This is a genomic window from Duganella sp. 1224, assembly GCF_013408245.1.
GTDB lineage: Bacteria > Pseudomonadota > Gammaproteobacteria > Burkholderiales > Burkholderiaceae_D > Rugamonas.
In genome coordinates this window covers 32971-47527 of sequence record NZ_JACBYS010000002.1, presented here as the reverse complement: position 1 = coordinate 47527, position 14557 = coordinate 32971, and the positions used below count along the sequence as shown (strand labels likewise).

Below are 14557 nucleotides of genomic sequence, written 5' to 3'. Positions count from 1 at the left end.
TCGCAACGCGCGTAAAGACGCGGCGCGACTTCGTATCGCCTAACTTTGGAGAATGACATGAGTGCTATTGTTGATATTATCGGCCGTGAAGTAATCGATTCGCGCGGCAATCCCACCGTCGAATGCGACGTGCTGCTGGAGTCGGGCGTGATGGGCCGCGCCGCCGTGCCGTCGGGCGCGTCGACCGGTTCGCGCGAAGCCATCGAGCTGCGCGACGGCGATCCGAAGCGCTACTTCGGCAAGGGCGTGCTGAAGGCCTGCGAAAACATCAACACCGAAATCTCGGAAGCCATCATGGGCCTGGACGCCAATGAGCAAGCCTTCCTGGACCGCACTCTGATCGACCTGGACGGCACCGAAAACAAGTCGCGCCTGGGCGCCAACGCCATGCTGGCGGTGTCGATGGCCGTGGCCAAGGCCGCCGCCGAGGAAGCCGGCCTGCCGCTGTACCGCTACTTCGGCGGTTCCGGCGCGATGCAGCTGCCGGTGCCGATGATGAACGTGATCAACGGCGGCGCCCACGCCGACAACAACCTGGACATCCAGGAATTCATGATCATCCCGGTCGGCGCGCCCTCGTTCAAGGAAGCCGTGCGTTACGGCGCGGAAGTGTTCCACACGCTGAAAAAGATCCTGCACAAGAAGGGTCTGAACACCGCCGTTGGCGATGAGGGCGGCTTCGCGCCGTCGCTGGCCAACCACGAAGAGGCGATCAAGCTGATCATCCAGGCGATCGAGGAAGCCGGCTACGAGCCAGGCACCCAGATCGCCATCGGCCTGGACTGCGCCGCCTCCGAGTTCTACAAGGACGGCAAGTACGAGCTGGAAGGCGAGGGCCTGTCGCTGACCGCCACCGAGTTCACCAACCTGCTGGCCACCTGGGCCGACAAGTACCCGATCATCTCGATCGAAGACGCGATGCACGAGGGCGACTGGGAAGGCTGGGCCATCCTGACCGCCGCGCTGGGCAAGAAGGTGCAACTGGTGGGCGACGACCTGTACGTCACCAACACCAAGATCCTGAAGGAAGGCATCCAGAAAGGCATCGCCAACTCGATCCTGATCAAGATCAACCAGATCGGCACGCTGACCGAAACCTTCGCCGCCATCGAAATGGCCAAGCGCGCCGGCTACACCGCCGTGATCTCGCACCGTTCGGGCGAAACCGAGGATGCCACCATCGCCGACATCGCTGTCGGCCTGAACGCGCTGCAGATCAAGACCGGCTCGATGTCGCGCTCGGACCGCATGGCCAAGTACAACCAGCTGCTGCGCATCGAGGAAGACCTGGGCGACATCGCTTCTTACCCTGGCCGCGACGCGTTCTATAATCTGAAGTAATTAAGCAAGCGCGGCCGGAGCAATCCGGCCGCTGTTGGATGGTTTCATGCGCCTGATTACGCTCGGACTGGCTTTCCTGCTGCTGCTGATCCAGTACCCGCTATGGCTGGGGAAGGGCGGCTGGCTGCGCGTCAAAGACGTTGAAATGCAAGTCGAGGCGGCGCACCAGAAGAACGCCGAACTGCTGGCCCGCAACGCCAAGCTCGATTCCGAGGTGCGCGACCTGAAGGACGGCACCGGCGCCGTCGAGGAGCGCGCGCGCTACGAACTCAGCATGATCAAGCAGAACGAGATCTTCGTGCAGATCGTCGGCAAGGGCCAGGCGGCCGCCTTGCCACCGCTGGCGCCCAAGCCGGCGGATCCTCCTCCCCATCCCTGATTTCCCATGACGCTGCGCGCTGGCATACTATCGATGTTGCTTGCCGCTTCGGCACTCGCCTCTGCCGCGCCGGCGCCCAGCTGCATCCCGATCCGCGTCGGCTATGTCGACCAGAACCGTCCGCCCTACTGGCTGGGCGACGGCGACAAGGTGCCCGACCCGCCCGGCGCCGGCGTCGATCTGATCCGCGACGCCGTGCAGGCGTCGGGCTTCGGCCCCTGCACGCCGAGCTGGGTGCGGCTGCCGGCGGCGCGCATCAAGATCGCGCTGGCGGCCGGCGACATCGACCTGGCGCCGCTGGGCGAGATGCCGTTCTATCCGGCCGAAATCGCCATCCCGCGCGACAAGGCCGGCAACATCGACCTCAATCGCGCCATGCACAACCAGGTGCTGGTGCTGGTGCGCACGCGCGACAAGCTGCCGCCCAACACCAACCCGATGCAGTACTTTCGCGGCAAAACGCTGGGCATCCCGATGGGCAACAGCTACACCGCGCGCCTGCGCGAAGCCGGCCTGACGCTGGACGACGGCGCCCGCGACCTCGACCGCAACATCGAGAAGCTGCGGCTGGGCCGGGTCGACGGCGTGGTGGTGGCGGCGGTCATGCCGTCCCACCTCAAGCAGACGCTGGACAAGTACAAGGGCGAGATCATGCAACTGCAGCAGCCGCTGCTCAACATCCGCCTGTGGCTGGCGTTCAACGACAGCTTCTACCACGCCCATCCGCAGCAGGCCGAGGCGCTGTGGACCTGGCTGGACACCAACCGCAACCGTCTCGGCTACGTGATGCAAAGGTACCGCAAGGATTGAAACGCTACGCTAGAATGCGCTTCCCCGTTTGCCTCCCGAGTCTGGTTTGAAAGCTTTATTTTTGGTCCCGATGCTGGCTGCCGCCAGCGCCTTCGCCGCCGAGCCGGCGCTGTCCGCCGCCGATACCCTGAATGCCACACAACGCGCGCAGCCGGTGACGCCGCGCAGCGGCGGCCCGAACGTGCTGCGCGCGCAGGTGCTGCTGGACCGCGCGCATTTTTCGCCGGGCGAGATGGACGGCAGCTACGGCGGCAATATGCGCCAGGCGATTCGCGGCTTTCAGAAGCTGCGCCAGCTGACCGTCAGCGGCACCATCGACGCCGCCACCTGGAAGGAACTGGAGCGCGACGAGGCGCCGGTGCTGGCGGTCTACACCGTCACCGCCAGGGACGTGGCCGGGCCGTACGCGCCGGTGCCGTCCGACATGGCCGGCAAGGCCAGGCTGCCGGCGCTCGGCTATGCCAGCCTGGCCGAGGCGCTGGGAGAGCGGTTTCATTGCAGCCCCGAGCTGCTGCGCCGGCTCAATCCGGGCAAGAAGCTGAACAAGGCGGGCGAGCAGTTGCTGGTGCCGAACGTGGCCATCATCAAGCCGCTGCCGAAGGCGACCTCGGTGCTGGTGGACGCGACGGAGGGCACGCTGACCTTGCTGGACGCGGGCGGCATGCCGTTCGCGCAGTTCCCGGCCAGCACCGGCAGCAAGCACGACCCGCTGCCGGAGGGGCGCTGGCAGGTGCGCGGCGTGGCCACCAATCCGGAGTACCGCTACAACCCCAAGCTGTTCTGGGACGCCAAGGCGGGCGACACCAAGGCGCGCATCGCGGCCGGGCCGAACAACCCGGTGGGGCTGGCGTGGATCGACCTCAGCATCGAACATTACGGCATCCATGGCACGCCGGAGCCGGGCAAGATCGGCAAGACGCAGTCGCACGGCTGCGTGCGGCTGACCAATTGGGACGTGATGCAGGTGGTGCGCGCGGTGGGGCGGGGGGCGACGGTGTTGCTGCAATCGTAAGCGCCATCGGCTACACTGCGGGGTGCGGCCGGCGGTGAAAGCACGCGCCCCGCCATCTCACACCGCATTGAGGAAAAACATGAAACTGATCGGCATGCTCGATTCCCCCTACGTCCGCCGCGTGGCGGTCTCCCTGCAACTGCTGGGCCTGAAATTTGAGCACCAGTCGCTGTCGGTCTTCAGCACCTTCGAGCAATTCCGCCAGATCAACCCGGTGGTCAAGGCGCCGACGCTGCTGGACGAGGAAGGCAACGCCCTGATGGACTCCACGCTGATCCTGCAATACGCCGAAGCCATCGCCCGCCCATCGGCCCGCCGCACGCCCACCATGCCCACCGAGCTGATGCGCTCGCAACGCCTGCTGGGGCTGGCGCTGGCGGCCTGCGACAAGGCGGTGCAACTGGTCTATGAACGCCAGTTGCGGCCGGCGGAAAAACTGCACCAGCCGTGGGCCGACCGCGTCATCCTGCAACTGCGCGCCGCGCTGGACGCGCTGGAGGCCGAGCAAGGCCGGCAGCCGCTGGCGGCCACCAGCGCCGCCATGCCGCCGCCGGGCGTGATGCAGGCCGTCACCTGGCACTTCATCCAGCAGATGCTGCCGGACGTGATCGCGCCGGCCGACTATCCGGCGCTGGCCGACTACTCGCGCCTGGCCGAGGCGCTGCCCGAGTTCCGCGCCGCGCCGCATGGCGACGGCACTTACCAAGGCTGAGTTGTCACGGATATAATGGCGTTTTCGTCATCGTATCTTTGAATAGTTTATGCTGCGCCCCGTCCTGATGTTTCTCGCCCTGCTGGCCGCCGCCAGCGTCCACGCCGCCGCCTGCCCGCCGGTGCGCATCGGCTACATGGACCAGGACCGGCCGCCGTACTGGCTGGGCAAGGGCAGCGAGGTGCCCGATCCGCCCGGCGTGGCGGTCGATTACCTGCGCGCCGCCGCCGCCGCCACCATTCCGTGCCCGGTGCAGTTCGTGCGCCTGCCGGCCCACCGGCTGCGCATCGCGCTGCAAACCGGCATGGTGGATTATCTGCCGATCGAGGAACGCGCCGACCTGCCGCAGGACGTGGTGCTGCCGCGCGACCGTGGCGGCGCGCCGGACCGCGGCCGCGCCATCCACACCAGCATCATCGTGCTGGTGCGCGCCGCCGACCAGCTGCCGGCCGACACCATCACGCCGCGCTATTTCCAGGGCCGCGTGATCGGCGTGCCGTTCGGCGCGCCTTACACCGAGACCGTGCGCGAGGCCGGCATCAAGGTCGATGACGGCGGCCGCGACCTGGACAGCAATGTCGGCAAGCTCAAGCTCAAGCGCGTCGATGGCGTGGCGCTGACGGTGGGCATGCCCCACGACATGGACCAGGCCATCGCCGAGCGCTACGCCGGTGAAGTGGTGCGCCTGCGCATGCCCCTGTTCAGCAGCAACATCTGGCTGGGCACCAATCCGGTCTACTACGCCGCCCACCGCGACCAGGTCGAGGCCATCTGGAACTGGATGGCGGCCCACCAGAACGAACTGATCGCCATGATGGCGAAATACACCCGCAAATAAGGACTTCAGCGCATGGCCGTCACCTCCTACCTCAACACCTCGCCGCAACTGGGCGAGGGCCTGTACCTGCATCCGTCGGCGCAAGTGATCGGCGACGTCACCGTCGGCAAGGATTGCTCGATCTGGTGCAACACCGTGCTGCGCGGCGACGTCAACCGCATCGTCATCGGCAACTGCACCAATGTGCAGGACTTCGCCATGGGCCACGTCTCGCACAAGAACGACAAGAAGCCGCAAGGCTCGCCGCTGATCATCGGCGACTATGTCACCATCGGCCACCAGGCCATGCTGCACGGCTGCACCATCGGCAATGAATGCCTGATCGGCATGGCCGCCATCATCATGGACGACGTGGTGGTGCAGGACCGCGTGATGGTCGGCGCCGGCAGCCTGGTGGCGCCAGGCAAGGTGCTGGAAAGCGGCCACCTGTACGTCGGCCGTCCGGCGGTGAAGGTGAGGGCGCTGACGGCGGAGGAGATCGCCTACCTGAAGTACTCGGCCGAGCATTACGTGCGGGTCAAGAACAACTACCTGGCCGGCTGATCCCGGCGTCTACAGCCGGTAGGCCGCCAGCCAGTGCTCGGCGGCCGCCACCGCCGCGCGGCGGTCGGCGTCGCAGGCCATCGGCAGGAACACCGCCGCGCCCTTCAGCGTACCGCGGCCGGTCTGCACCGTGAGGCCGTCGCCGGTGGCGCTGACGGCCAGAATCTCCGACCACTGGTAGCGCGACACCCGGTCATCCCGGCCGGGCGCGTGCACATAGCGCAGGCCGTCCTCATCGGCCGAAAAATATTCCACTTCCCGTTCCAGCGGCTGCGTGTGCATCAGCCAGCCGCACGCCAGCGCCCCGCCCAGGCTGATGGCCAGCGGCCACATGGCGTTCCACCACAGCGCCAGCGCCGCGCCGCCGGCCGCGCACAGCGCGCTGACCGCCGGCGCCCAGGACGGGGTGCCGCCGGCGGCCGTATGGGGCATGGTCAAAGAAAGGCGTTCCATGTGCTGATTGTAGCGGAATTATCAATGTTGATCGCATTGCCTCTTGTAAATGAGAATCATTATTGTTAATATGTCTTTCTTGCCAGCGATCGTCCAGCGTTCGAGAGCCAGCTGTTCAACTCTCTCACACTTGGATCATTATGATGGCTGCTACCTTGATGGGCGCCCGGCACCGGGCCGCGCCCTTGTCTTTACACGTACGCTCGGCGTTGCTGGTCACGCTGGGCGCCGCCGTTCTGCCGGCGGTGGCGCAGGATGCGCAACTGTCGGAAATCCTGGTCCAGGCCAGGCGCGACGACCTCAACGCCACCAGCAAGGGCAGCACCACCGTGCTGAGCGCGCGCCAGCTGGAACAGAACAACGCCATCGACATGGCCAACATCGCCCGTTATGCGCCGCTGGTGGCGGTGCCGGCGGCGGCCAGCGGCGGCGGCAACATCTGGGACGGCGCCGGCAATACCGGCATCAACATCCGTGGCGTCGAAGGCAACCGCGTCAGCCTGGAGGTGGACGGCATCTCGTTGCCGGACGCGGCCGCGCGGCCCGACGGCAGCACCAACAACGCCTTCGGCATCGGCCGCGACTACTTCGACCCGGAGACCTTCCGCGAAGTGCGCATCGGTTCCGGCGCCAGTCCGGCCGGCGGCGGCACGCCGGGCCTGGGCGGTTCGGTATCGTTCATCACCAAGGCGCCGGAGGACTATCTGGACGGCAAGCGCAAGGCGTACGGCGAATACAAGTTCGGCTACACCTCGGACCACCGCATGCGCCTGCACGCGGTCACCGGCGCGGCCGACATCGGTCCGGGCCTGCAAGCGCTGATCGTCGCCGCCCACCGCACCGGCGAACAGGCGCTGAGCACCGGCAGCGCGCCGCTGAATCCCGATGACTGGGATTCGCGCGCCATCCTGGCCAAGCTGAACTGGACCATCGCCAGGGGCCAGAAGCTGGGCTTGACGATCGACAGCTACAAGAACGAGCACCAGCGCGCCTTCGACAACAAGACCGGCGCCTCCTACCCGGACGGCGCCACGCAAGATTCCAATACCAAACGCAACCGCTTCAGCGTCGAGCACCAGTGGACGCCGGCCGGCATCGCCCTGTTCGACACGCTGGACACCCGGCTGTACACGCAGAAAGCCGAGGTGGTCGACCTGACCCACGCCGACTACATCAGCGGCGCCCAGCCCTACGTGCGCGACATTCACACCGGCTACTACAACGACAGCAAGGGGCTGGCGCTGGACGCCACCAGGCAACTGGGCGGCAACCTGCTGAGTTACGGTCTCAGCTACGAGCAGCAGCAGACGCGCCGGCCGTGGCGCGAGGACCGCCTGGTGGTCAGGACCGGCGCCCACCAGACCACGCTGAAGAACCGCATGGCCGACATGGACACCGACAAATACGTCGCCTACGTGCGCGACGAGATCGGCTTCACGCTGGCCGGCAAGCCCGCCACGCTGACGCCGGGCCTGCGCGCCGAGCAGCGCAAGCTGACGCCCAAAAACCTGCAGAACTACATCGTTGCCGTGCCGGCCGCCGCCAAAGAAATCAAGGCCGAAACCGATTCCTTCGTCACGCCGTCGCTGAACCTGTCGGTGGAACTGGCGCCCAGCTTCAACGCCTACGCGCAGTACGCGAAGGGGACGCGCTTACCGTCGGCGGCTGAGCGCACCGGTACCTACGACTCGTTCAGCTACACCGGCAGCGGCAATGGCTACGCCGTGCTGGGCAATCCCAATCTGCACAAGGAAACCAGCAACGCCTTCGAAGTCGGCCTGAAGGGCGCGCCGGCGGCGGGCGTGGAATTCAGCGCCGCGCTGTTCGACACCCGCTACAGCAACTTCATCGAGTACGCCACGCAGCCGGCCGATCCGGTCAACTACCCGACCATCACCTTCGGCCTGTTCCGGCCGGAGAATATCGGCAAGGCCAACATCTATGGCGTGGAATTCAGCGCGCGTTGGGAACTGGGCCCGTGGCTGCGGGCGGTGCAAGGCTACAGCGTGAACCTGGCGGCCGGCGCCTCGCGCGGCACGTCGGAAAACACCAGCAGCGGCAGGAAGGCCGACCTGCCGTCGGTGCAGCCGTACAAGGCCAACGCCACCTTCGCCTATGACGATCCGGGCCTGCGCGGCGGCGCGGCGCTGACCGCCAGCAGCGCGCGCGGCAAGCGCGCCGCCGGCGACGTGCTGACCGGCGGCACCGCCGGCCTGTTCGCCGTGCCCGGCTACACCGTGCTGGACTTCACGGCCTACTGGAAGATCAGCCAGCACGTCACGCTCAGCGGCGGCGTCTACAACGTCGGCGACAAGAAGTACTGGGACTATGCCTCGTCGCGTAGCCTGCCGGCCGGCACCAGCGTCGCCACGCTGGCCGACATCGAACGCCAGGCCCGTCCGGGCCGCAACTATGCCGTCAACCTCAAAGTGATCTACTAAGGAGCTCGCCATGAAACCTCATCACCGCATTGCCCTGGCGCTGACCGGCGCCTTGCTGATCTCGTCCGTACCGGCCGGCGCCGCCAGTCTGCAGGAACAGTACGACGCGCTGCGCGCCGCCGAGCCCAGGCTGGCGCTGCGCGACGCCGCCGCCAGACTGCATGTGTCGGAAGCCGAACTGCTGGCCGCGACCGGTCTCGGCAAGACCGTCACGCGCCTGCGCGAAGGCGACAACGTGCCGCGCGAAATCATGCGCCGCGCGCTCGACCTCGGCAAAGTCATGGCGCTGACGCGCAACGAAAACGGCGTCATCGAACGCACCGGCGTGGCCACGCGCCTGAAGCAACAGGAAGAAGTGACCGGCCTCGACGCCGACAAGGAGAAAGAACGCGAAGCGCGCCTGCGCAACATCGCCGGCGGCTACCTGGGCGGCGACATCGACCTGCGCTTCACCTTCAAGCACTGGAAATACGCGTTTGCCGTGGTCCAGCCAGGCAAGGATGGCGTGCCGATGCGCAGCCTGCAATTCTTCGACCAGCACGGCAACGCCGCGCACAAGCTGTACGTCAAGAGCGAGGCCGGCGTGGCCGTGTTCGACAAGATCGTCGCCGACTTCCGCAACCCGCTGCAAAGCGCCGACCTGAACGTGTCGCCGGCGCCGCTCAAGCCGGCCGTCAAGCCGGACAGCGCGATCGACGTCAAGGAATTTCAGGCGGCGTGGAACGAAATCAACGACGTTCACCAGTTCAACCGCCTGCTGGCGGAGTTTGGCGTCACGCGCGAGCAGGGCCTGCGTCTGGGACCGGTCGACAAGGTGCAACGCATCGACCCGAAAGCGGTACGCCAGTTGCTGGAGCAGGCGGCCAGGCAGCAAGTGCCGATCATGGCTTTCCTGGGCAATAGCGCGACCATCCAGATCTACAGCGGCCAGATCACCACGGTGAAAGAAGCGGGCGGCTACTTCAATGTGCTGGACCCGGAGTTCAACCTGCACCTGCGCGACAGCGCCTTCGTCAGCGGCTACGTCGTCAAGCGCGCCGGCGTGGTGAACGTCGAGTTTTACGACAGGGACGGCAACGAAGTCGTCAGCTTCTTCGGCGTGCGCAGCAAAGAACGCCCGATCCCACAAGCCTGGATCGACCTTACCGCCGCACTGCCCAGGGCCGAAACAACTCGCCAGGCCAGCCGCTAAACAAAGCGAAGGGCCAAAGGAACATTCTGGCCCTTTTCATGAGTCTCTTACCCCTGGGCTAGAGATTTGACAGCTCCTGCTTTCTCAGCTCTGCATACCAATCCCTCACATCCCGCAGTGCTTTTTGCAGCGTTTCTTTACTGGCAGGCTGCATATCCACGGTCGATAGGCTCTTCAGGGATTTACTTTGTGAATTGAAATTGATCCAGCCGAATTTCATCTCTTCGGTTTTAATATCGACCGCAAGTAACGCGACTGGAAAGACGGCATTCTTCGTTTGTTTTAAAAGTTCATCCACCATTTTCTGGCTCAAAGATGAATCTTTAATAAGTCCGCGCATCGTTCTTGATGCTTTTATGATAATTCCAAAAAATTGCGTGGGATGTTTATCTACTTGAACCAAGTAGTCGATCCCCATGTCGGAGGAAAGGCGTTCGATACGTAACGAAGGTATTCTTGTCAGATACATAGTCGCCAAACTGTCGGCGCGCTGTCCAATAAACCATGCTTCGGAGGAATTCATATATCAATCCTAATAAAGGCGGGAAGTCCAGGGACGGCCCTTGCCAGCAGCTTTTTTCCAGAATGCGAGGACTTCATCATAAAGCTGTTGACGAACGATCGGATCCCGCAGCGGAAAACTGGTCTTGATAGAGCTGAGTCCGCCTTTAAGTGGTCGGGTGGCACACACGTAAGCCTCTTCAGTAGAGTCGTCAACACCCACCACATAGGTTGGTATCCAGGCATTCACGAGTTTTTGATACCGAAAATGTTCAACCTGTGCCTTCAGATTGCCCATAGCATTCACGCCATTGGTAGTCGCCTTGACTTGAACAAGAAAATATCGTCCTGGATGACCTACGAGCTCAATCGCATAATCAGCTACCGCCCACTTGTCGCCAAGGAAGGCTGGCTTAAACAGTGGCCTGGGCCCATGTAATGCAGTAATGCGCGTGAAAAATATTGATTCACCACGCTCACCTATGGCATTTTGATCTTTTTTGCTAGCTACCACGTTCACCTCTGTCTGAATACGGGCATCACGGAAGGATAGCTCAAGCGTGCAAAGTCGGCTGAACGTATTCAGTGACCTGCCCACACATCCTGGCGTTGTGGCACGCCAGCCGGAGGAGTGTCCCCCGGCGTGACGGGCATCAACCCAGGGCGGCGCGGCCGAGGGCGGGGTCGTCGGTGAAGAAGCCGTCGATGCCGGTGGCGATGTAGCGTTTCATTTCGGCGATCGAGCCGGCCTCGTTGCGGGCGGCGTCGCCGGCGCTGTTGCGGAAGTCGGCGGCCAGGAAGTGGTTCTCCGGACGGAAGGTCCAGGGCTCCACCCGCAGGCCGGCCTGGTGCGCGTCGTCCACCAGCGACGACGGCGCGGCCAGCGTGCCGTCCTTGTTCAGCGGGATGATGCTGCGCGTCGGCGGCGCCACCACGTCGGCGTACTGGGCGATGTCGCGCAGGCCGGCCGGCGTGCACATCTGCGCGAACGTCAGCGTGCCGCCGGCGGCCGCCACGTCCATCGGCCGCACGTTCTCGCCGATCACCAGCTGCATCAGGCGCAGGTTGGCGCGGCGGCCCAGCTTGCCGCGCAGGTATTTCAGGTTGGCCACTTCGAACGACTGGATTTCCACCGGGTTGCGGCGGGTGTAGTCGTGCGCGCCCAGGATGGCCAGGAAACGGTCTTCCAGCGGCAGGCCGACGCTGGCGAAGTAGGTCGAGTGCTTCAGCTCGGGCACGATGCCGACGATGCGTCCGCGCGCCGCCGCCTCGGCCGCGACGAAGTCGATGATTTCCTCGAACGTCGCCACCTGGTACATGCCGTTGTACTGCGCGCTGCCCGGACGGTATTGCGGAATGCGCTCGACCGCGCGCAGCGTTTTCAGTTCGGCCAGCGTGAAGTCGTCGACGAACCAGCCTTCATGCGTTTCGCCGTCGATGGTCTTGCGGGTCTTGCGGCTGGCGAATTCCGGGTGGCTGGCGACGTCGGTGGTCTCGCTCAGGAACGCTTCGTGGCGCGCCACCAGCACGCCGTCCCTGGTGCTGACCAGGTCCGGCTCGACATAGTCGGCGCCGTCGGCGATCGCCTTGGCGTACGACGCCAGCGTATGCTCGGGACGCAACGCGCTGGCGCCGCGGTGGCCGAAGATCAGCGGCTTGGGCTGGGCGGTGCCAACCGGCGCCACGCCCGGCATGCCGGACAGGTCCGGCGTGGCCGGCGCGCCGGGCGCCAGCATGCTGCCGGCCTGGGCCAGGCCCGGCAGCAGCAGGCCGCCGGCCGAGGTGGCGGCCAGCGCCGCCGCCGTCTGGAGGAAGCCGCGGCGCGACAGCCGCTTGGGCAAATACAGTGTGGTCATCAGAAGTCCGCCATCAAAGTCAGGAACCCCTGACGAGGTGCAATTGGGAAGGTATTGTACGTGCCGCTGGCCGCGCCGACCACCACGTTGAGGTCACCCTCGCGATTGGCCAGGTTGGTCACGTTCAGGCGGTAGCGCGCATTCTTGACCCAGCCGCCGTTGAGGAACGGCAGCTTGCCCGAGACGCCCAGGCTCATCAGGAAGTAGCTCTTGACCCACAGGTCGTTGGTGTAGGTGGCGTAGCGCTTGCCGACGTAGTCGCCGATCAGCTGGAACTCGGTATCGGCCACGTTCAGCGTGGCGACGGTCTTGTTCATCCACTCCGGGCTGCCCGGCACTTTCTTGCCGGCGGTCGGCACCACGGCGTTGCCGTTCAGGTAGTTGTCGTCGTACTTGGAATCGTTGTACGACAGCGCGTTGTACAGCGAGAAGGCGCGGCCGAAGTGGGCCGTGGCCGACAGGTCGACGCCGTTGGTCTTGACGCTGCCGACGTTGGTCAGCACCGCCAGGTTGCCGCCGATAATCGACGAGATCACCGAGGTCGGGCTGATCTGCAGCAGGCGGTCCTTGAAGTCGACGTGGTAGACGTTGATCTGGCCGTCGATCGCGCTCAGCGCGCCCCAGTTCAACGGGTGGCTGCTGCGCAGGCCTGCTTCGTAGGTGACCGAGGTTTCCGGCTTGCCGGTCTGCTTGAACAGGTCGAACGCGCCCTGGCTCGACAAGCTCCACGGCGACGCGCCGCCGCCGCCGTAGGTGACGAACTGGCGCATGTTCTTCTGCACGTTGAAGAAGGCCTGGTCTTGCGCGGTGATGTCCCAGCGGCCGCCGATCTGCGGCAGGAACCATTTCTTGGTGTCGATGGTGCCGACCGGCAGCGCGGTCGAGTTGGCGATGGCGCCGTTCTTCGGCTGCACCGGGAACTGGCCATCGGCAAACTGCAGGCTGGACTTGAAGCCGGCTTGCAGCGCCAGGTCCGGCCGCACGCGCCATTCATCCTGCAGGCTCAGCTGCGCGACCTTGTTGTCGATCTCGCTGCCGTACTGGGTGATCAGCGGATTGCTGGGGCGGTCGTACGGCGAGCTCGGGTTGTTGACGTCCAGCGCGTACCAGCGGCGGTAGGCCGACGAGCGGTTGTGCTCGAACCACAGGCCGGCTTGCAGTGTGTGGTTGCCGAACTCGGTCTTGAGGTTCGACAGCCAGCCGCTGCGGTTGATCGCGTACTCGGTGGTGCGGGTGGCGTAGCCGGAATTGCCGAACACCTGCTTCAGATTCTGGCCCGGGAAGTAGACCGCGAACAGCGCCGGCAGGCCGGCCACGCCGATCGGGCCGGCCACCACGCCAACGCCGTCGTCGTTGTGGTAGTAGAGCTGGTTGGACCAGGTGGTGCTGTCGTTGATGTTCCAGTCGTACTTGGCGTAGGTCAGGTAGTCGGTGCGCTGGGCGTCGCTGTAGTAGTTGCGGTAGTTGTTGCCGTCCGCGGCCGGCGTGGCGCCGGTGGCCGACAGGTAGTTCAACGCCTGCTGGAAGTTCGGGTACAGGAACGGACGGGTGTACGGCTGGTACTTCTCGGTGGCCGAGCGCACGGTGCTGTCCTCGTTCGGCTCGATCTTGTCCGAGTAGGCGAAGTACAGCGTCAGCTTGCCGTTGTTGCCGTTGTTGACGAACTTGGCGTTGACCTGGTCGCCGCCCTGGCGGCCCTGGAAGTCCCAGGCTTTCTGCTCGTGGTGCACGGCCGAGATGTAGGCGCTGTTGCCGTCGCCGAAGTTGCCGGTGTCGTAGCGCAGGAAGGTGCGCGAGGTGCTGTAGCTGCCGACGGTCTGCTGCGCCGACAGGTTGCGGTTTGGCAGCGGGTTGCTGGAGAAGGTCTCGATGGTGCCGCCCAGGTTGCTGGTCGAGGCGGTCGACAGGTCGCCGGCGCCGGACGACAGGATCACGCTGCCGACGTTTTCGCTGGTGATGGCGCGCTGCGGCGACAGGCCGTTGTAGTTGCCGTATTGCTGGTCGCCGAGCGGCACGCCATCCAGCGTGTAGCCCAGCTGCTGGCCGCTGAAGCCGTGGATGAACAGCGACAGGTTTTGTTCGTTGTTGCCCCACGGGTCGGCGGTCTGGAAGCTGACGCCCGGCAGGGTCTGCAGCGCCTTCAGCGGGTTGATGCCGGGCAGGATCTTCTGCATGTCGTTCTTGCCCAGTTCGACCGACGAGCGGCTCTTGCGGGTGGCCACTTCGACGGTGGCGATCGGGCCGGCGGCGGCCGCTTCGGCCTCCGACGCAGTTTCGACGGCGGCTGGGGTGTCGGCCATATCGGCCACTGCGGCGGCAACGTTGGCGGCCATGGCCAGCATCGGGAAGCTCAGCGCGGCGAAGCAGACGACGGAGAATTTCTTGTTCATGAAGTGTCCAGATTGAAGGTTAAATAACGCTGCGCATCATAGGGACCAAGTGTGACCGGATCATGACGCCTACATTGCGTTACACTTCT

General features: G+C 65.0%; 14 protein-coding genes. 9 read left to right on the top strand and 5 right to left on the bottom strand.

Going from position 1 to position 14557, the window contains the following annotated elements; genetic code table 11:
- Nucleotides 1-57: 57 nt before the first annotated feature.
- The 7 genes from eno to FHW58_RS12255 all read left to right on the top strand — a co-directional run bounded on the left by eno (nucleotide 58) and on the right by FHW58_RS12255 (nucleotide 5635).
- The gene (eno, locus tag FHW58_RS12285; protein ID WP_179673446.1) at nucleotides 58-1341 is read left to right on the top strand and encodes a phosphopyruvate hydratase; all 1284 of its coding nucleotides are present in this window, start codon (nucleotides 58-60) and stop codon (nucleotides 1339-1341) included.
- 46 nt (nucleotides 1342-1387) lie between these two features.
- Nucleotides 1388-1720, top strand: a complete 333-nt coding sequence (gene ftsB / locus FHW58_RS12280) for a cell division protein FtsB (RefSeq protein ID WP_179673445.1) — start codon at nucleotides 1388-1390, stop codon at nucleotides 1718-1720.
- A 6-nt stretch (nucleotides 1721-1726) separates the two neighbouring features.
- Nucleotides 1727-2530 carry a hypothetical protein gene (locus FHW58_RS12275; RefSeq protein WP_179673444.1) on the top strand — a complete coding sequence of 268 codons (804 nt, stop codon included), beginning with the start codon at nucleotides 1727-1729 and terminating at the stop codon, nucleotides 2528-2530.
- Between the two features lie 46 nt (nucleotides 2531-2576).
- Nucleotides 2577-3542, top strand: a complete 966-nt coding sequence (locus tag FHW58_RS12270; RefSeq protein WP_229265296.1) for a L,D-transpeptidase family protein — start codon at nucleotides 2577-2579, stop codon at nucleotides 3540-3542.
- Nucleotides 3543-3621: 79 nt separating this feature from the next.
- Nucleotides 3622-4254: a glutathione S-transferase gene (locus FHW58_RS12265; protein WP_179673443.1), complete on the top strand. Its 633-nt coding sequence runs from the start codon at nucleotides 3622-3624 to the stop codon at nucleotides 4252-4254.
- Nucleotides 4255-4303: 49 nt separating this feature from the next.
- Nucleotides 4304-5092, top strand: coding sequence for a hypothetical protein (locus FHW58_RS12260; protein WP_179673442.1), 789 nt, complete (start codon nucleotides 4304-4306; stop codon nucleotides 5090-5092).
- 12 nt (nucleotides 5093-5104) lie between these two features.
- Complete coding sequence (locus FHW58_RS12255; protein ID WP_179673441.1) at nucleotides 5105-5635, top strand: gamma carbonic anhydrase family protein; 531 nt, start codon at nucleotides 5105-5107, stop codon at nucleotides 5633-5635.
- 9 nt (nucleotides 5636-5644) lie between these two features.
- On the opposite strand, the gene FHW58_RS12250 is transcribed toward FHW58_RS12255, so the two are convergent.
- Nucleotides 5645-6067: a hypothetical protein gene (locus FHW58_RS12250; protein WP_179673440.1), complete on the bottom strand. Its 423-nt coding sequence runs from the start codon at nucleotides 6065-6067 to the stop codon at nucleotides 5645-5647.
- Nucleotides 6068-6273: 206 nt separating this feature from the next.
- Here FHW58_RS12250 and FHW58_RS12245 point away from each other — a divergent pair, with 206 nt between their 5' ends.
- Together FHW58_RS12245 and FHW58_RS12240 are read left to right on the top strand one after the other, a co-directional pair.
- Complete coding sequence (locus FHW58_RS12245) at nucleotides 6274-8529, top strand: TonB-dependent hemoglobin/transferrin/lactoferrin family receptor (RefSeq protein ID WP_229265294.1); 2256 nt, start codon at nucleotides 6274-6276, stop codon at nucleotides 8527-8529.
- Nucleotides 8530-8539: 10 nt separating this feature from the next.
- The gene (locus tag FHW58_RS12240; RefSeq protein ID WP_179673438.1) at nucleotides 8540-9721 is read left to right on the top strand and encodes a hemin-degrading factor; all 1182 of its coding nucleotides are present in this window, start codon (nucleotides 8540-8542) and stop codon (nucleotides 9719-9721) included.
- 58 nt (nucleotides 9722-9779) lie between these two features.
- Here FHW58_RS12240 and FHW58_RS12235 read toward each other — a convergent pair whose 3' ends face one another.
- The 4 genes from FHW58_RS12235 to FHW58_RS12220 all read right to left on the bottom strand — a co-directional run bounded on the left by FHW58_RS12235 (nucleotide 9780) and on the right by FHW58_RS12220 (nucleotide 14468).
- Complete coding sequence (locus FHW58_RS12235; protein WP_179673437.1) at nucleotides 9780-10244, bottom strand: hypothetical protein; 465 nt, start codon at nucleotides 10242-10244, stop codon at nucleotides 9780-9782.
- Between the two features lie 9 nt (nucleotides 10245-10253).
- Complete coding sequence (locus tag FHW58_RS12230; RefSeq protein WP_179673436.1) at nucleotides 10254-10736, bottom strand: DUF4365 domain-containing protein; 483 nt, start codon at nucleotides 10734-10736, stop codon at nucleotides 10254-10256.
- Nucleotides 10737-10875: 139 nt separating this feature from the next.
- Nucleotides 10876-12078: a glycerophosphodiester phosphodiesterase gene (locus tag FHW58_RS12225; RefSeq protein WP_179673435.1), complete on the bottom strand. Its 1203-nt coding sequence runs from the start codon at nucleotides 12076-12078 to the stop codon at nucleotides 10876-10878.
- On the bottom strand, nucleotides 12078-14468 hold the full coding sequence (locus FHW58_RS12220) for a TonB-dependent receptor (RefSeq protein WP_218892756.1): 2391 nt from the start codon (nucleotides 14466-14468) through the stop codon (nucleotides 12078-12080). Before FHW58_RS12220 ends, FHW58_RS12225 begins: the two co-directional genes overlap by 1 nt.
- Between the last annotated feature and the right edge of the window lie 89 nt (nucleotides 14469-14557).